The organism is Halomonas sp. 11-S5 (genome assembly GCF_029889825.1).
In the GTDB taxonomy this organism is placed as follows: Bacteria; Pseudomonadota; Gammaproteobacteria; order Pseudomonadales; family Halomonadaceae; genus Halomonas.
In genome coordinates this window covers 13,643-31,841 of record NZ_JARANW010000021.1, presented here as the reverse complement: position 1 = coordinate 31,841, position 18,199 = coordinate 13,643, and the positions used below count along the sequence as shown (strand labels likewise).

At 65.3% G+C, this 18,199-nt stretch carries 13 protein-coding genes; 6 read left to right on the top strand and 7 right to left on the bottom strand.

Annotation, left to right across the window (positions count from 1 at the left end; translation table 11 throughout):
* Positions 1-32: 32 nt before the first annotated feature.
* The 3 genes from zapE (at position 33) to OP497_RS13535 (ending at position 3,222) form a co-directional block, all read left to right on the top strand.
* Positions 33-1,202: a cell division protein ZapE gene (gene zapE / locus OP497_RS13545; RefSeq protein WP_280549268.1), complete on the top strand. Its 1,170-nt coding sequence runs from the start codon at positions 33-35 to the stop codon at positions 1,200-1,202.
* Between the two features lie 197 nt (positions 1,203-1,399).
* Positions 1,400-2,137: a trimeric intracellular cation channel family protein gene (locus OP497_RS13540; RefSeq protein ID WP_280549266.1), complete on the top strand. Its 738-nt coding sequence runs from the start codon at positions 1,400-1,402 to the stop codon at positions 2,135-2,137.
* Positions 2,134-3,222: a DUF3541 domain-containing protein gene (locus OP497_RS13535; protein ID WP_280549265.1), complete on the top strand. Its 1,089-nt coding sequence runs from the start codon at positions 2,134-2,136 to the stop codon at positions 3,220-3,222. Before OP497_RS13540 ends, OP497_RS13535 begins: the two co-directional genes overlap by 4 nt.
* Before the next feature lie 115 nt (positions 3,223-3,337).
* On the opposite strand, the gene OP497_RS13530 is transcribed toward OP497_RS13535, so the two are convergent.
* The 6 genes from OP497_RS13530 to OP497_RS13505 form a co-directional block, all read right to left on the bottom strand.
* A complete protein-coding gene (locus OP497_RS13530) occupies positions 3,338-4,150 on the bottom strand; it encodes a PEP-CTERM/exosortase system-associated acyltransferase (RefSeq protein ID WP_280549263.1) in 813 nt (270 codons plus the stop codon).
* Complete coding sequence (locus OP497_RS13525) at positions 4,147-7,032, bottom strand: EAL domain-containing protein (protein ID WP_280549261.1); 2,886 nt, start codon at positions 7,030-7,032, stop codon at positions 4,147-4,149. Before OP497_RS13525 ends, OP497_RS13530 begins: the two co-directional genes overlap by 4 nt.
* Before the next feature lie 33 nt (positions 7,033-7,065).
* Positions 7,066-8,286 (bottom strand): hypothetical protein, encoded by a 1,221-nt coding sequence (locus tag OP497_RS13520; protein ID WP_280549259.1) that lies wholly within the window; start codon positions 8,284-8,286, stop codon positions 7,066-7,068.
* Positions 8,255-8,701 (bottom strand): hypothetical protein, encoded by a 447-nt coding sequence (locus OP497_RS13515; protein WP_280549257.1) that lies wholly within the window; start codon positions 8,699-8,701, stop codon positions 8,255-8,257. The genes OP497_RS13520 and OP497_RS13515 overlap by 32 nt, the downstream gene beginning before the upstream one ends.
* A 391-nt stretch (positions 8,702-9,092) precedes the next feature.
* Positions 9,093-10,577, bottom strand: coding sequence for a sodium:proton antiporter NhaD (gene nhaD / locus OP497_RS13510; RefSeq protein WP_280549256.1), 1,485 nt, complete (start codon positions 10,575-10,577; stop codon positions 9,093-9,095).
* 124 nt (positions 10,578-10,701) lie between these two features.
* Positions 10,702-14,160, bottom strand: coding sequence for a hypothetical protein (locus OP497_RS13505; RefSeq protein ID WP_280549254.1), 3,459 nt, complete (start codon positions 14,158-14,160; stop codon positions 10,702-10,704).
* Between the two features lie 141 nt (positions 14,161-14,301).
* Between OP497_RS13505 and OP497_RS13500 the strand changes: the two genes are divergently transcribed.
* The 3 genes from OP497_RS13500 to OP497_RS13490 all read left to right on the top strand — a co-directional run bounded on the left by OP497_RS13500 (position 14,302) and on the right by OP497_RS13490 (position 16,877).
* Positions 14,302-15,015: a DUF3581 domain-containing protein gene (locus tag OP497_RS13500; RefSeq protein WP_280549252.1), complete on the top strand. Its 714-nt coding sequence runs from the start codon at positions 14,302-14,304 to the stop codon at positions 15,013-15,015.
* A 105-nt stretch (positions 15,016-15,120) separates the two neighbouring features.
* On the top strand, positions 15,121-16,089 hold the full coding sequence (locus tag OP497_RS13495) for a magnesium transporter CorA family protein (protein WP_280549250.1): 969 nt from the start codon (positions 15,121-15,123) through the stop codon (positions 16,087-16,089).
* Between the two features lie 335 nt (positions 16,090-16,424).
* The gene (locus OP497_RS13490; RefSeq protein WP_280549248.1) at positions 16,425-16,877 is read left to right on the top strand and encodes a hypothetical protein; all 453 of its coding nucleotides are present in this window, start codon (positions 16,425-16,427) and stop codon (positions 16,875-16,877) included.
* 84 nt (positions 16,878-16,961) lie between these two features.
* Here the strand turns inward: OP497_RS13490 and OP497_RS13485 are convergent, their stop codons facing one another.
* Entirely contained in the window at positions 16,962-18,143 is a 1,182-nt protein-coding gene (locus OP497_RS13485) for an MFS transporter (RefSeq protein ID WP_280549246.1), read from the bottom strand.
* Between the last annotated feature and the right edge of the window lie 56 nt (positions 18,144-18,199).

The window sequence follows — 18,199 nt, the reverse complement described above, 5'->3', positions numbered from 1 at the left end:
AGGAGGCCGACATGGGCGGGGAGCCGCAGGCGATGAGGGCGTCTCCGTCGCCAATGGACGCCTATCGCCAGGCGGTCGAGCAGGCCGGCTTCGCCTCGGACGAGGCCCAGTGGCGGGCAGTCGGCCATCTCGAGGCATGCTTTCACGCCCTGCAGGAGGCGGAGGGCAGTGCCACGGCCGCGGCCATCCCGGGGGTCTACCTCTGGGGCCCGGTCGGGCGTGGCAAGACCTGGCTGATGGATGGCTTCCATCGGAATCTCCGGGTGCCCGCGCGTCGCCTGCACTTCCACCACTTCATGCGCTGGGTTCACCGGCGCCAGTTCCAGTTGAGCGGCACCGCCGATCCCTTGATGGCCCTGGCCAGGGAGCTGGGCGGCGAGATTCGGGTGCTGTGCCTCGACGAGCTGTTCGTCAGCGACATCGCCGATGCGATGATCCTCGGGCGCCTGCTGAGCGCCCTGTTCGATCATGGGGTGACGCTGGTCTGCACCTCGAACCAGGCCCCCGACCAGCTCTATGCCGATGGCTTCAACCGCGAGCGCTTCCTGCCCGCCATCGCGGCCATCGAGCGGCACATGCGGGTGGTCGAGCTCGACGGCGGCCAGGACCACCGGCTGCATCCTGGCCAGGCCCATCCGCGTTACTGGGTCGCCCAGGCGGGGGAGCCGAGCGTGCTGGTCGAGGTGTTCGAGCGATTGCGCCGAGGAGAACACGTCTCCGACGACCCCGTGGAGCTCGGGCATCGCGCGATTCCGGTGGTGCGTCGCAGCGAGCGGGTGCTGTGGTGCCGCTATGCCGACCTGTGCGAACAGCCACTCGCCGCCCTGGACTTCATCGCCCTGGGGGATCGTTTCGCGCATGTCCTGCTGAGTGACGTGCCTCGCCTGAGCGGCGGACAACAGGCGGGTAGTATCGCCCGGGGCACCGAGGACGGGGTGTCCCGCGTCGCGGCGGGCGAGCGGGACTTTCCCGAGCTGGCCAGGCATGACGATGGCGTGCGCCGCTTCATCGCCCTGGTCGACGAGTGCTATGACCGGCGCATTCCCCTCTACCTGGAGGCGGAGGTGGCGCTGGGCGAGCTCTATCCCCACGGCTACCTCGCCTTCCCGTTCCGGCGGGTACTGAGTCGCCTGCAGGAGATGCAGCTGGCACGCTTCGGTCGCCAGCGTCAGGAGGAGGGCAGTCATGGCGGAGCCCGTTGAGATCGAGCGGCTGAGCGCTGACTCGGTCGCACGGCTCACGATATCCTCGTCCAACACGTCGAAACCGTGACGCTCATGGTCCAGTGCCTCTCCCCGCAGGCAAGCTGAATCCGGCGCGACCGGCATCCTGCCACCGGTGAGGCGAAAGGGCGGCGTGATGCGCTATGCTGCCGGCCAGCGAACAAGGGAGAGACGATGTGACGGGCGTGGTCTACTGGCTGGACATGGCGGGGGTGATCGTCTTCGCCCTCTCGGGCGTGATACTGGCCTGCCGTTCGCGGATGGATCCCTTCGGCATGCTGGTGCTGGCGGCGGTGACCGGGATCGGTGGCGGCACCCTGCGCGACCTGGTGCTGGGCGTGCGTCCGGTATTCTGGGTGACGGATCCGGCCTACCTCTGGGTGATACTCGCCACCGTGGGCCTGTCGATCCTCGGCTTCCACTACATCCATCGCCTCTCGCGCGGCTTCCTTCCGGTGGCGGATGCCTTCGGCCTGGCGCTGTTCACGGTGATCGGCGCCCACAAGGCCCTGATGCTGGAGGCGCCCGGCGTGGTGGCGGTGCTGATGGGGCTGCTGACCGGGGTGGCCGGCGGTATGGTCCGCGATGTGCTGGCGCGTCGGGTGCCCATGGTGCTCAGGCAGGAGGTCTATGCCACCGCCTCGATTGCCGGTGGCGTGGTCTTCGTGGGGCTGGAGGCCCTGGCCGCACCGCTGGCCGTCTCCATCGCCACGGGGCTGGTGGTCACCCTGGGGTTGCGGCTCTCGTCGATCCACTGGCAGCTGTCCCTGCCGGTATTCGCCTGGGTGGTGGTGCAGCCGCCAGCGACTTCCCAGGATCCTGAGGGCGGCGAGGAGGAGGCCCGTGGGCGATCCAAGGCCAGGGTCAAGCTGATCCCGCCCGGACGCGCCAGACGAAGGAGGAAGGCGAAATGAGCATGACCCTGATGGAACGAGGAAGGGTCCGCACGCCCGCAGTGCTCGTGACCTGGCTGATGGTGCTGCTGCTGTCGCTGGGCGGCTGTGCCCTCCCGCAGCAGGAGCAGGGGCTGGACCATGCGGCGGTGGCCGAGGCGATCCGCGAGCGCTACGAGGCGGCGCTACCCGACCTGCCCCTGAGCAAGCAGCGACACTATGCGCAGCGGCTCTATCGGCTGACCGGCGAGGATCGTTACCTGCCCCTCAACCGCGCCTATGGGCGGCAGCTGGTGAGTGACCTGCGCGAGGAGATCGATGCCCTGGCCGACCCCGGCCATGCCGCGCGACGGGCCCAGGAGCAGGTGGCGGCCTATCCGGAAGGCAGCGCGAAGCAGCGTCGCCGCAAGCGAATGCTGGGTGAGTGGGGAGAGATCGCCTATGCAAAGGGCCTGGCCTTCGACCTGACCCAGGCGAAATATCACGGCCTGCTAAATGAGGCCGACCTTCCCGGCTACCACCGGGCGCTGGACTACCTGGCGGGCGTCGATTTCCGCACCTTCGTGCTCGATCCCGACGTGATGGCGGTCTACGCCGCCCAGGTCGCCAACCTGGTGTATTACCTCGAGGACCTGGGGGTCGCCGATCTGCGGGAGGAGGCCACTGCAGCCTTCCGTCGACAGTATCCCCCGGCGCGTGACCCGCGGCTCTCGACGGCCGAATATCGCAACAAGATCTATGGCATGACCCACTTCGTGATCGCCGCCAGCGACTACTATCAGCAACCGGTGTCAGCCGAGGAGTTCCGCTGGGTGTTGAATGAGTTCGCCGCCGGGCTGGAGCGCATCCTGGTCGACACCAAGGAAGACATCTATACGGAGGTGGGCATCAGTTTCCTGCTGGCCGGGGAGGAGGACCATCCAGCCGTGACGCGCCTGCGGGATGCGCTGGTCGAGGCCTATGACCCCGAGGCGAGGATGGTGCCGTCAGAGCGGGGAGGCACCGACCTGGCCAACGGGGAGCACCGCAACGTGCTGGCCATCATGCTGCTGGACTGGCCGGAGAGATTTTATGCCGGGCCTACCATTTCCATTGGCAGACAATGATATCTGGAATCTGGCAGGCAATTGCGGGTCTAGTTTCTCTTGGATATACCGATAATGGGACAGGAACGCTCAGTTGCTACTACGCTGCTATGCACCTTCAATAACTTTTCTCATATCAGGTCATAGTAGATAGTGCCTTCTTCTTGGAAGAAAGGCTTGCCTGAGATTCCAGTTCATCCTGTATATGTCGGTAAAGTGGCAGAAGTTTGGCGTGGATTTCTCTCTCGGCTTGGTGCTGATCGATATAGAATGCGCCTCTTTTTCCATGAAAGTCGATGGTGTCTCCAACCCGGGTGAAGTTGAAGCCAGACATGGCAAGGAGTCGAGGTAGCTTCGCCTCCATCATGGCGAAAACATGTCGGCGACTCGTTATGCCGACTAATGCATAAGTGGCAAGGAAAAGGCCGACTACAATCACAGGAAATGTCTGCTTTTCATCCTGCGTGAACTCCAATAATGTGGATTTTGCTCCAGTCTCCACCTCGGCATTGACAGACCTTTTACGAAAGGGGCGGGATATCGCAAGCCTTGAAACTTCGCATATCTCGTCTTTGGCAAGCAGCGACGGATGAAGGACAGCATGGGTAAGGCTCTGTCCTGCGTAGCTTTGGAGAGGGAGCCTTGTATCAAGATAGTCATCGCCAGTCGAAGGCAGCACAAGTCTCATGCATCCGGCAGTTTTTCCACTACGCCGATGTTCGATCAGGCAGTGAAGCGATCGCTCGTCGTACTCGTCATATTCCAGCCTTTCACGAGCATCAGAGGGCTCTTCATAGCCGAGCTCTTCGCAATAAACCTCATACCGCAAGCGATAAATCCTTCGCTTATCCTCATCGCTTGTGGCGAGCCTGAAATGGAATCCGCTCTTGAAGCGATCAAGCAGCTGAGTAGACGACTCTGCATTGCTGCCAGGTGAGCAATATCTCATTCTCTTTTCCTTGAGCTGGAAGGATAAGGTGGCTCTTGGCTGTCAAGAGTGCTAAAAAGTGGGAAGCCGAAAGCTTGATGTATGGGAGCTGGTTTTCCTAAATGGAAGCCTTGTCCGAATGCAATGCCATAGGACTTAAGCATCGGCAGCAGCGCTTCCTGGTCGACGAACTCGGCGATGGCCTGCTTGCCGAATCCGGCGGCGATATCGGCAATGGCTTGGACGATGACACGGCTCTCGGGGCTGATCGGCAGGCTGCGGATGAAGCTGCCGTCGATCTTGATGTAGTCCACCGGCAATTGCCCCAGGTAATGGAAGCTGCTGAAGCCCACGCCGAAGTCGTCGAGGGCGGTGCGACATCCGAGGTCGCGGACCGCCTGCAGCACGCCGCGCGCCGTGGAGAAGTCGGTCACGGCGGCGGTCTCGGTCACCTCGAGGATAAGGTGATGAGGATCGGCACCGCTGGCGGCCAGTTCGTCGGCCAGGTACTGCTTCAGGCCTTCATCATGCAGGGACGGGCCGGACAGGTTGACCGCCAGGCTGATGCCTCGCTCCTGCAGTTGGCTGAGCAGCCGCAGGCTGTGACGCAGCACCCAGCGGTCGACCTGCACGATCTGACCGCTGCGCTCCGCTATCGGGATGAAACAGGAGGGAGACACCAGGCTGCCATCCGCATCGCGCATGCGCAGCAGCACCTCGTAGTGTTTCACGTCGCGATCCTCCAGCCGCATGATCGGCTGCACCATCAGCTCGAAGCTGTCCTCTGCCAGGGCGCTGCGCACGCGCTCTACCCAGTACACCCGCTCCTGCAACTCGTCTTTGGCATTCTCGGTCCTGGAGAGTAGGTGCCAGTGCTGGATGCCGTTCTCCTTGGCCTTGTACATGGCCACGTCGGCACTGGCCATCAGGTCGGCCGGCGTCGCGCCGTGGATCGGGAACAGGGCGATGCCGATGCTCGCGGTGACCCGGTGGCGCCGCCCCGCGGCCCTGAACCCCAGGCTGTCGAGCAACTGGTCGATATACTGGGCAACCTGAACCGCCTGGTCCTCGTCGGCATGTTCCAGCAACAGCGAGAACTCGTCGCCTCCCAGGCGGGCGATGACGCCGCGATGGCCCAGGTTCAGCAGCAAGGTCTCGGTCACCTCGCGCAGCAGGCGGTCTCCGACATGGTGGCCACTGAGCTCGTTGACGTCCTTGAACTGGTCCAGGTCCAGCAGCAGAACGGCGCCGCGTGATTCGTGCCACAGCGCCTTCTGCAAGGCGTCCTGGAAGTAGCGCCGGTTGTAGAGCTCGGTCAGGGGGTCACGCTCGGCCAGCCAGGTCAGGCGAGCCTCCGCGGCCTTGCGTTCGGTGATATCGAGCCCCACAGAGATCCGCGACATGCTGCCGTCAGTGCCGGATGGCAGCGGGGCATGGTACCAGGCGATGGTATGGATGTGCTGGTCTGGGGTCTGCAGGGTGCGTTCTTCCTGCTGGGGCGTGTCGAAGGTGCCGACCAGAGAAGGACTGCCCGCCTCGAACACGTCCACGAAGTGGCGACCCAGCAGGGAGGGCTCGTCAAGGTCCAGCATCGCGCGAGTATAGTCGTTGATGAGGCTGATTCGCCCCCTGCTGTCCTGGGCGATGATGAAGACCCGGGCGGTATCCAGCAGGCTGTTCACGAAGTCCCTTTCCTGGGCCAGCTCTTCGACGCGCTCTGCCAGCTGGTCGCCGCGTTCCTGGACTTCCAGCTCCAGCATTTCGAGTTGTTGCGAGAGCTCCAGTGTGGTGCCTTCCAGCACGTCGATCTCGTCCGGCAGGCGATGGCGGACGGAGGGGATCGCGGCCCGGACATCATCGAATCCACCGCTGGCCAGTGTCGGCAGCAAGCCGGCGATCCGGCGCAGGCGTGCCATGGGGCGCAGCAGGATCATCAGCAGCAGCAGTTCCGCGGCGATCCAGCCCGCCAGGCCGACCCCCAGCAGGGTACGAGTATCCTCGTTGATGGCCTGGATCTGGGCCGAGATGTCGGAGATCAGCAGGAAATAACCGGTACTGCGTCGGTCCGCGTCCTCGTCCATGCGGACCGCGCTGAGCTCGAGGTACTGGCCCTGGTACTGCAGCTGCAGAGGGGCTTGCAGCAGAGCGCTGACCGGTCCGAGTCCGGCTGCCCGTTGCAGGACGGGCAGGCTCTCTTCCTGGCGTGTCAGGGCCAGGAGATAGCCATTCCAGGGGGCGAGATGGCGTTCCTCGGGAAGGTCGCGGCTATCCAGCGAGCCGGCTACCAGCAGGGCCACCTCGGCGTTGGAGACTTCCCTGGCCTGTCGGGTCACATCGGCCAGCGAGCGGGAGAGCACGACCAGGCCGACGCTTTCGCCATTCACCAGTACCGGAACGGCGGCATATTGCTGGCAGTCCGTCGCACAGCGCAGTGCCGTGATGGGTATCTCGGTGTCCATGATCTGCTGCACCCAGGCCTGGATCGGCAACCTGCCCTCCGACTGACCGGAGCCCCAGCGGCCCATGGGCCGTCCCTGGGTGTCCACCACCCGTATCTCGTCGATGCCGGCCTCGAGCTGCAGGGTCGGCCACTGGGATGCCAGAGCCTCCTCGACCTCCTCCGCATTGCCCGCCTCGAGGGGCGGCCCGAGGCGTGGCGAGGCCGCGGCCAGGCCCGCCAGCTGGCGAAGGTTCTCCGCCGAGCGCAGGAGGGCCAGGCGGATCTCGCGCTGCTGGCGTTCATGGTGCTGGTTGCGGCTCTCCTGGAATTGGCGGGTCAGGTTGTCGTGGCCCAGCCAGGTGAACAGCGTCACGAGCCCGACCAGCAGCAGGCTGCTCAGGGCGATGACACGCCATGTCAGGCTGAGTCGGCGACGGGTCCGGAGGGACGCGGGAAGTGTCATCTCAGTGGGATCCTGGCCAGGCGCATGGAAACGTCAGAAGCGCAACGAGAGCTGGAACAGCAGCATGTTCCAGCGACGACTGGTCTCCGATGGGTCCGGGTTGTCCTGGACAGGCAGCCAGCCGGTACCATCGACATGGTGATATTCGCCGGCCAGCATGATGCGGGGGTGAGGCGTCCACTGAAGTCCCAGGGTGATATCGTCCGCGAACTGGGAATGCGCGGGCCCCATTCCGCTTGCCTCGAATGCCTCTCCCGAGCGGTCGTTACGATTGCTGATCAGGCTGTCGTAGCGTATCAACCACTGCCAGTCCTTATCGAAACGTCGAGTGTACTGCACGTACCAGCTTTCACCCGTGACATCGAAATTGAAGGCTGGGTTGTTGAAGTTCTCGAGTCCGGAATTTCGCCATGCGTATTCGCCCGTCAGGCTCCAGTTTTCCTGGTTGTACTGCAGCGACAGAATCCATGGGTTGAAATAGAAGTCACCGTCGCTAAGTCCCGGCGCTGAAGAGTCGAAGCGCGCATTGGCGCTAGCTGCGCTGACTGCGGCAATGATCCGTCCCCCATCATGCTCATAGCGAATTTGGCCAATGGCGGAGCGTTTCGGGTTCAGGCTCCCTGGAACCGAATCGAGCCTCAGGGTTCGGCGGAGGTCATCTCCCGCCTGCGCTTGGCCGAACCCTATTTGTGTCCTCAATGAGCCGCGGCTCAAGCGTTCCTCGTGATATAGGGAGACGCCATCGCCTGAAAGGGCCAATGAGCGGGTCCTGTCGAAATAGATGGACTGTGGCAAAAGGATGCTGGGGCGAGTAAAAGCCACATCGCGGGTCTGGTTGTAGAAGCCGAAGGGGTTCTTGAAACGGCCGACCTGGATGCCGAAGGTGCGCTGCTGGTTCGAGAGCATCTGATAGTCGACAACGCCATAGTCCAGGACCGGCCTGGCCTCGCTGCCATCCCCGCCGGCGCGCCGGCTCAGTACCTGGGCGGCCAGCAGTACATCCTCGTGAGGCCGCAGCGAGGCATTGGCGCCGATCTCGGTGAACTTGAAGCTGCCCTCGTTCTCGCTGCTGGGACCGAAGAAGTTGTTGTCGTCGGTGATCACCAGCGCCTGGCTCAGGAAGCCATGCACCTGGAGGGTATCCAGTACGCCTTCGTCGCTCCGGGCCTGGGCAGACATGCCTAGGGCCAGTGCGCCGGCCATGGCGATTATGGAGCGGGGATCACTCCATCGAAATGACTTGGACACGATCATCCAGGTACTCCCTTTCAAGATATCCCAGGGCGCCAGGTGTGGTGGCGATCCGCTCGCGCATCTCCGCCTGGTCGCGAACACGGTTGGGTGCCTGCCCGGTGCCCGAGAACACCATGCGATCCCAGGCCAGCTGCAGCTGGTGTGGATAGACGGATAACTGTTCCTTGGCAAAGCGCGCATGCACGGGATGGTTATTGTCGAGCACGAAGACCCGCACGGCCTGACCGTCGGGCCAGGTGCGCTGCCTCATGGCGAACATGGCGCGGGTGGTATCGCGCTTCAGCTGGTGGGTCTTCACATCGGGGTGTGCCACCAGCAGGATCGGTGCCTCGCGGGCAAAGGCCGGTACACCGGCCAGCGACAGGCCGGCCAGCAGCATCACCGTGGCCAGGGCCAACAGGCTCAGGCGCAGCATGGAGCGCGTCTCCTCGGCTGGCTGGCATCGGCAACGGCGCCCGCCGCCGCCAGGGAGCGGATCAGGACGAATGATGGCATCGGGGGTTGCGTTCCCGTTGTCTGATGAACGCCAGGTTCATGCACCATGCAGGTGCGGCCTGCATCTCACGCGTGTATGAGTCGATGACGCCTTCTCCCTGCAGCCCCTGGGGGCATTATCTTTTTGTCCGATGCGTAGTCAGTGCTTCCTCACGACAGGCATCAGGAAGATCATCGTGCCGTTCCGACACGGATCATCCTTATACGCTACATCACTTTAAGGAACTTTACAGGCCGGCGTATCAACGCGGTGAGAGGAGATGCCCCGGCGGTGGATGGCCGCCGGGGGGGGGCAGTTGAAGGAGTCGGGGTCAGTTGAAGACGTGGAAACTCTCGGCATTGAGCCACAGGTGGGCCATCACGCTGGCGACATAGCCCAGGGCGATCACCGGGGTCCAGCGCAGGTGACCCATGAAGGTGTAGTTGCCGCGGGCCTGGCCCATCAGGGCGACGCCGGCCGCCGAGCCGATCGACAGCAGACTGCCGCCCACGCCGGCGGTCAGGGTGATCAGCAGCCAGTGGCCATGGGACATGTCCGGCTCCATGGTCAGCACGGCGAACATCACCGGGATGTTGTCGATCACCGCCGAGATCACCCCCAGGGTTATGTTGGCGCCGGTGGCGTTCCAGCCGGTGTAGAGGGCCTCTGAGAGCATGCCCAGGTAGCCCATGAAGCCGAGGCCACCCACGCACATCACCACCCCGTAGAAGAACAGCAGGGTGTCCCACTCGGCCCGTGCCACACGGTTGAAGACGTCGAAGGGCACCACGCTGCCCAGGCTCTCGAGCTTCTTCCAGTCACCGCGCTGGCTGTAGCGGGTGCGCTTGCGCTCCAGGGAGCGCGGCAGGGTGCGACGCAGGAAGTAACCGAAGAACTGCAGGTAGCCAAGGCCCGTCATCATGCCCAGCACCGGCGGCAGGTGCAGCAAGACGTGGCAGGCCACGGCGGTGGCCACGGTGAGCAGGAAGAGGGCGATGATGCGTCGCGCGCCGCGCTTCAGCCAGACGTCCTCTTCCAGGCTGGCCGGCTTGCGGTTCTTGATGAAGATGCTCATCACCACGGCCGGGATCAGGAAGTTGACCAGCGACGGCACCAGCAGTTCGAAGAACTCCTGGAACTCGATCAAGCCGGCCTGCCAGACCATCAGGGTGGTGATGTCGCCGAAGGGGCTGAAGGCGCCGCCGGCATTGGCCGCCACCACGATATTGATGCAGGCCAGGTTGATGAAACGCTTGTCGCCCTCGGCGACCTTGGTCACCACCGCACACATCAGCAGGGCGGTGGTCAGGTTGTCGGCGATCGGCGAGATCAGGAAGGCCAGCACGCCGGTGATCCAGAACAGCGAGCGGTAGCTGAAGCCCTTGCGGACCATCCAGGAGCGCAGTGCATCGAATACCCGGCGCTCGTCCATGGCGTTGATGTAGGTCATCGCCACCAGCAGGAACAGCATCAGTTCGGTGAATTCGAGTAGGGTCACGCGGAAGGCGTGCTCCGACTCGGCGGGCATTCCCGCCTTGACATAGACCCAGCCGATCAGCGCCCAGATGATGCCGGCCGCGACCAGGACCGGCTTCGACTTGCGCATGTGGATCTTCTCTTCGGCCATGACCAAGGCGTAGGCCAGCACGAAGACGGCGACGGCGAGGAGGCCCACGAAGGAGCCGGTCAGGTCGAGTTCGCCGGTGGCGGCGAGTACGGGCCCGCTGGCCAGCAGAGAGAGCGCGGCGAGCACGAGCATGCCCGGCCAACGAGCGGGTTGCCGTGGCGTGGGGGGTATACGACAGGTTGTCAGCATGGCTGCGATCATCCTGAGGCAGGAGGTGGGGGAAGGGTTAAAAAGCGGCAAAATCTTATCACAGAGTGTTGCGATGCAGTATGCCACTTATTTATTACCCCCGATTCTTTGGTAGGGGGAGCGTTCAGTCCTGGTTTGCAGGGGACTCGGGTTGGGTGCCTAGGGCTTCCTGCCACTGGCTCACCGTGACCTCCTCCAGATCCTCTTCCGGCGAGGGACGGCGGCGTTCATACCAGCGCCGCGGACGCAGCAGGCGAACCTCGGGTTGGCCCTTCTCGAGAGATACCCCAGCGGCCAGGATGCCCAGGCGTGCATAGAGGGAACCCTCCGGCACGCCGTCGCGAATGACCAGGTCCGCGAGCATCTCCAGGGGGCCGCCCGTCAGGCGCGCGTTGCTCAGCTGCAGGGTATCGTCTTTCAATTGCAACCGGGCGTTGCCACGGATGTCCTTCACCGTCAGACGCCGACTCAACCACTCCCACTCCCGGGCGCTCGATAGGAACAGGCGTGTCAGCAGGCCGCTATCGCGCATCGCCATCTCGAGTCGAGCATCGAGTTGCAGGGGGCGGGTCCAGTTCAGTTGGCCTTCGGTGATATCGAGCCGCGCCCACCAGCCGGCCTCGCCACGCGTCTGCTCATCCCGGCGCTGGATGTTGTCCAGTCGAAGCCGCGAACCGGAGGCATCGAAGCGACGGCTGACCAGGTCGCCATCCCGCAGGTGGGCCTCGAGTCGCAGGTCGCCGTCCAGACGCTGCTCGCCGAACCGGATGGTCGTGTCGAAGGCCTGCAGGGTGAGGTCGCCGCGTGCCCGGAGGCCCTCGAGGTGCAGGTCCACTTCCAGTCCGGCACGACCGCCCAGCAATGCCAGCCCCGAGCCCTCCGGTAGGTAGGCGTTATAGCGAGAGAGGTCATCCACCTCGGCGATGGGCAGCTGGACGCGAGTCGTGAAGTTCTGCAGCGAACGGTCGTCATGGTCGAGGCCGAAGTGCGGCGTTTCGGTCTCGAGGCTGAAGTGACGGCCCTCGACATGCGCCTGTGCCTCGCCGATGCGGTGCAGGCTGAAACGGGGCAGCGTCAGGCTCAGCCGGGCTGCCGGCGCCTCATGCGCGCCGTCGAGCTCGGCCTCGAGCCGGCCTCGGCCATTGGCCGTGAAGTCGAGGAAGCCGACCGCCAGGTCGTCGGCCTCGACCAGCAGCTGGCTGCCCGGACGTAGCTGGCCATTCGTGACGTGCAGGCTGGCCCTGAAACGGCCGTTACCGGCCACGGTCAGGCCGTGAGCAGAAGGCAGGAAGTCATCGAGGAAGCCAAGGTTGGCGATCATCCCATCGAGTACCAGGTCTCCGTCCAGCCCCGGCGTTGGTCCCTCCCGGCCAGGCATCGGCAGTGGGCCGAGACGTGCCTCATGGGCCACGATCCGGGTGCGCAAGCGTGGGCCCGAGGCCGCCGCCTGCATCGCCAGCCGAGACCCGGAGAGGTCCAGGCGGCCGTTGTCCAGATTGGCTTCCCGCACCTGGAGATCCAGTGCCAGCTCTCCTTCCACCTCCTTGCCGAGCAGGCGGCCGACGATGTGCTGCCCGGTCAGGTCGATCTGGCCACGGGCCAGCCCGTCCTTGACCTCGATCCGGCCGCGAGTGGTGGCCCTTCCGGACCGCAGTGTCACCGCTACGGCCGCGGGCAGGTAAGGCTGCAGCACCGCGATATCGGGTATGGCGGCGTCTTGCCAGGAGAGTGACAGCCGCGGGCTTGACAGCGGGGCACCGGCTTTCGCGATATCGCTCTCGGTGGTCAGGGCCAGTCGACCGTCCCGCATCAGCAGCCCACCGTCGGAGGATCTCGATACGCGGGTCTCTTCCAGGCTGGCGTCCACCCGGGCCACGGGCCGGCCCAGAGCCTCCTGCCAACTGGCCGTGACGCTGCCTCGTCCCCGGACATCCAGACCCAGCAAGCGGGCACGCAATGACTCGGTGGTCACGGCCAGGCGGCTGCCCGAGGCCGGCCGGCCCTGCTCCAGCTGCAGGCTGGCCACCAGGTCGCCACCGCCTTCCAGCGTCAGGCCACCGTCGAGGGTATGTGTCAGGAAGTCATCGAGGACATCGAGGCGGGCGACGCGGCCCCTGACGACGACTCGGCCATCCAGCGCCGGTGGTCCATCTCCATCGATCAGCTCGGCCAGGGGCGCCATCGAGGTCAGGATCGCCTCTTCGAGGGTGATCTCGGTGGTCAACGGCAATTCGTCTCCCACGCCACGTGCCGAAACCTCGAGATGGGTGCCTGTCAGGTCCAGCCGTTGCTCGCGTGGATCGATCTCGGGCAGTGCCAGATCCAGCGTCATGCTGCCTTGCAGCGCCCGCCCGGCCAGGGTCAGGGCCACTTGGTCGCCGACAAGGCGGAAATTGCCCTCGAGCAGGCCGTCTCGATACGCCAGGTATCCCTCCAGTTGTGCACTGCCACCCTGCAGGGCCAGTGGGCCGCCCTCGGGCAGGTAAATCGCCAGGGCGCCAGCGTCAGGCAGGCGGGCATCCTCCCATTCGAGCCTAGCGGAGGTCAGTTGCCGCGGGGTGTCGGCGAGGTCAGTGCCGAGCACGCGGGCGGAGAGATGGAAGCGCCGGCTGGTCATGAACGGGTTGGCCAGCCCGGCCCGTCGCATCAGCATCTCGTCGAGGGTCACCCCGAGCTCCATGACCGGCCCCTCATCGCTTTCCACGACCCGGCTGGTGACGCGGCCGCTGCCGTTCAGGCGGTAGCTCGCGGAGCCGTCATCGGGGGTCGCCCGGCCCGGCCTGGCCCCATGCTCAGGGGTCTCGGCAGGTGTCAGCAGTGCCCGCTCATCCAGTGCCACCTGCAGCGCTGGGGAGTCCAGCTCAAGGTGGCTGCCGGGCGCGAGCTCGCCCCGCTCGAGCGCGAGCTCGCCGGTCAGCCTGCCGTGGCCGGCCAGGTCGAGCCAGCCCAACTGGCGCAGGTAGGGGGTGAAGACGTCCCAGGCATCGGCCTTGGTATCCAGGGACAGCGTTCCCGAAACGAAACGGATCGCTGCCAGGTCGGGGTATTCGCGCCAGCGGAAGGGGGCCACCTGAAAGTCGGTCGCCAGGCGGATGTCGTTGGCCAGCACCGTGCTGCCGCGCCTGATTCGGGCCTTTTCCATGCCGAGCTCGAGCCCCCGGATCGACACCTGGCCATCGTCCAGCCGCAGGTCGGACAGCGCGAGCTCGCCATTACCCTCCAGGCGGAGGTCGTCAAGACCGAAACGGCGTAGCCCTTGTGCCGTAAAGCGGGAAATTGCCAGACGGCGGTCGAGCAGCGCCGGCAGCGAGATCCGCAGACGGGCTCGGTCCATCGTCAGTTGCAGAGGCGGGGCCTCGCTCTCGATGTGCAGCCCCTCCAGGGTGAGTTGCCCGGGAAAGGCGCTCCAGCCCGACTCCCAGCGGATCGACATGCCGGCCTTCTCGGCCAGCCACGCCTGGGTGTATCGGGCGTTGATCAGCCCGTTCGCCACGACCAGGTACAGGGCGAAGGCCAGCAAGGGCACGGCCATCATCCAGGTCTGGCGTCGATGTCTGGGTGAAAGAGCATTCGGGCGTTGCATACGGCTTCCTCGAGCTGAGGGGTCCGGGGTCATGTTACATGGCCTCGTCAGCCTGCGTTGCCATGGGGTTTTGTGGCATCATCTGCCTTCCCGGCAACCGCCGGCAGGGTACAGACCGCCAACGACGCAGGCATACAGTGCATGTTTCTCGATGATTTCCATACGCTTACGGACGGGCGTATCCGCATTTCCGCACATCAGGCCAGCCAGTTCGCCAAGCGCATTGCCGGCGACTACAACCCCATCCACAATCCGGATGCGCGTCGCTTCTGTGTGCCCGGCGACCTGCTCTTTGCCCTGGTGCTGGAACGCTTCGGTCTCTCCCAGCGCATGACCTTCCGCTTTCTGAGCATGGTCGGGGATGGTACGCCGCTGTGTTTCAGCGAGCAGCCGAATGGTCGGATTCGCATCTGCGACGAGAACGGCAAGTGTTACCTGGAGGTCGAGCGTAGCGGCGAGACGACCCGCGACGCGGCGGTGGTGGAGGCCTTCACCCGCCGCTATGTGGCTTTCTCGGGCAAGAACTTTCCCCACTACCTCAAGCCGCTGATGGAGGAGAAGGGGGTGATGTTCAACCCGCGTCGCCCGCTGGTCATCTATGACAGCATGGGCTTCTGCCTGGAGCGCCTGGATGCCCCCGCGCCGGGCCTGGAGTTCGTCGATTCCTCGCTGGAGGTGGCCGGCAAGCGCGGCGATGTGCTGCTGGAGTTCCGCATCCTGGCGGACGGCGAGGCGATCGGCACCGGCTCCAAGAAGCTGGTGGTCAGCGGGCTCTGCGACTACGACGCCGAGGCCATGGACGAGGTGGTCGCCGAGTTCTACCGTCTCAAGGCCGCCCACGAGGCCGAGGCCTGAGGCGACATCGCCTGCCCCGGAGCTCTCAGGCCACCACGGTGACAGGGCAGGGCGCAGGCGGTGCCGTAAGATTCAGGAATTGTCTCGCCAGAGGATGACGACCCGATGATGCGTACGCTGCTGCTGGAGGCCGATGGCCGAGTGACGAGGGGCGGGGAGGAGCTGATCGTGCGCTGGCGCGATGATGTCGGGAGCCGCATCTGGATCGACCTGCAGGGCGAGGGCCAGGCACGCGAGCGGGAACTGCTTGAGGCCTTTGGCTGCCACCCCCTGGCCATCGACGACGCCCAGCGCGACCGCCACCCGCCCAAGATCGAGGAGTTCGAGACCCATACCCTGGTCCTCTATCGCGGTATCTCCTCCTTCGATGCCGAGCTCAACTTCACGCCCCAGCAGGTCGCCTTCTTCCTCGGCGAGCGCTCCCTGATCAGCCTGCACCCCGGCACCGCGCTGAGCATAGACCGCCTGCTGGCCCACGAGGGCGAGACGCTGCTGCGCCGCTCCCCCGAGCATGTGGCGCTCAGGGTCATGTACGTCTCCGCCGGCTACTACCTCGACAGCTTGCTCGAGTTCGAGAATGCCCTCAGCGACCTGGAGGACGAGCTGATGGAGGACGGCAGCGATGCCCTGATGCGCCGGGTCATCGCCTATCGTTCGCGGCTGGTGAAGATGCGCCGGGTATTCCGCTATCACGTCGGCATCACCCAGGAACTCACCGCCTACGATTACGAGCACCTGCCCCGCGACAACGAGGACACCCTGCACGCCATCAACGACGTGCACGAGCGCTTCGAGCGCCTGCACAGCCTGACCCAGATGTACTACGACATCTGCGGCGACCTGATCGACGGCTACATCTCGCTCTCCTCGCACCAGCTCAACATCACCATGCGGGTGCTCACGGTGATCACCGCCATCTTCGTGCCGCTCACCTTTGTCGCCGGCATCTACGGCATGAACTTCGCGCACATGCCGGAGCTCGCCTATCGCTGGGGCTACTTCGCGGTGCTGGGGGCGATGCTCGTCATCGGCCTCGGCCTGCTGTGGCTGTTCCGGCGCCGGAAGTGGCTGTGAGCCTGGCCGTCGTCACGGCACGTTGACGCGGCGCCCTTAGCCTGGACGAGGCCAGCCTCTAGTCTCGGGGGACTTTCCCCTTTCCTGGCCCCGACATGCACCCACAGCAGGCCGAGGCCCGAGCGTGGCGATCCAGCCGACCATCGCCGCCGCCGTGCTGGGGCCGTTGGGGCTGGGGATCATCGGCCTGCTGGCCTGGCGGATCCAGCGCGTCAAGAATCACTGACCACAGGGCCTCTCGACTTCTTGCAGGGCAGCGACAGGGGGTTGGCACTATGCTGGGGAAAGGCCCCTCCGGGCCTGACGCTCACCTTTACCCATTCGGGAGGTGCATCATGATAACGCCAACCATCCCCTGCAGTACCCTGCCTCGCGGGATGCTGCTTTCCCTGTTGTTAGCCGCACCGCTGGCCCTGGCCAGCGGCGGCCATGACTTGACCTTCCAGGGTGACGCCAGCTTCGGCGGCCCCCACGGCGGCCAGGCGATCCAGGTGGCCGTCGTCGATGCCGAGACCGGCGAGGTCGTGGCTAAGGAGTCCGCTAGCGTCTCCGCTGACGGCGACCCAGCCTTCTCCTTCGACTTCCCCGGCGCCCTGCAGGACGGCAAGGGCTACGCGGTCCACTACTGGATCGACTCCAACTTCGGTGGTGGCAGCGAGGGCAGCTGCGATCCCATGAAGAATGATCACCAGTGGAGTATATCGCTGGAGCCCGCCAGCGACGTGGTCACCCATGTAGAAAGCCACAACCCTGGTGCGCAGTCGGACGTCTGCGCCACCTTCGAGTAACCTCCCACGTCAGGCCCGCGGTGCCGCCAGTCGGCCACGCGGGCCCTCCTGTCTTGCAATCGATGACTCGCTCGCCAGCCGGCCTCATGTCGAGGCGTGACTGCCGCTGCCGGCGCTCGAAGTGCGCGCCACCCTGGCCCGCAGGGCGAACAGCGCCAGGGCCAGCAGGCCCGCCAGCGCCATGAGCAGCAGCGGGAAGCTGTGCGTCCCGAGCCCCTCCAGCAGCAGGCCGGCCAGCGAGGGCACCGCCATGGCACCGCTGCCGGCTGCCAGGAAGATCAACCCGGTGGTGCGTCCGCTCATCGCCATCAGCTGGTTGCTCAACCCGAATAGGGTGGGAAAGATCGCCGAGGCGGCCAGCCCGAAGAGCAGCGAGACGGCGCCCAGCCCCAGCCAGTCCAGCTGCAGCGCCAGGGCGCTGGCCAGTCCCAGGGCCAGGCAACCGCGCAGCACCCACCAGGGCGAGAAGCGGCGCAGCAGCGGGATCGCCAGCAGGCGCCCCACCGAGAGCGCCAGCCAGAACAGGGTGGCCAGCATGGCGGCCTCCTCGCCGGGCATGCCGCGCAGGGTGGCGTAGGCGGTGACCCAGCCGGCGAAGGTGATCTCCATGCCCACGTAGAGGCCGAACATGAACAGGAACAGCGCCAGCCGCCAGGTATCGGCGGGCGGCATGGGGGCATCGCCCTCGCGGGCGGCCGGTGCCCGGGGGCTCTCCAGGCGGGCCAGCGGCCAGAGCAACAGCAGTGCGTAGAGCGCCACCGCCCAGAAGGCCCAGGCGAAGTGGCCGGTCAGCGCCAGCATCGCCACCAGCACCAGCGGCACCAGGGTGTTGCCCAGCCCGAAGCAGAAGTGCAGGGCGCTGATCCAGGGTGGCGAATCCTTGCCGTGGGCCCACAGCAGCAGGGTGTTGGAACCGGCATTGGCCGAGACCTCGGCCAGGCCCAGCAGGAAGACGGCTCCGGTCAACATCGCCAGTCCCTGGCTGAACGGCACCGCCGCGAGCCCCACCGCCATCAGCAGCAGCATGGCGGCCAGCACCCTGTGGCCCGGAAAACGGTCCACCAGCCGCCCCGAGAGCAGCGAGCCGAGCATGTTGCCCAGTGCCCGAGCGGTGAACAGCACCGAGATCTGGCCCATGCTCGAGCCAGTCATCGCTGCCAGTTGCGGCAGCGCTGGCCCCAGCAGGCCGCCGCTCATGCCGACGGCCAGCATGACCAGGAAGTAGCGCTGGGTGACTCGGCGGGCGTGGAGCGTCGAGGCCGGCATATCCCCTCCTTGGCAGAGTAAAGGGCGCGATTGTGCCATCTTTGCTCGCCCGGCGA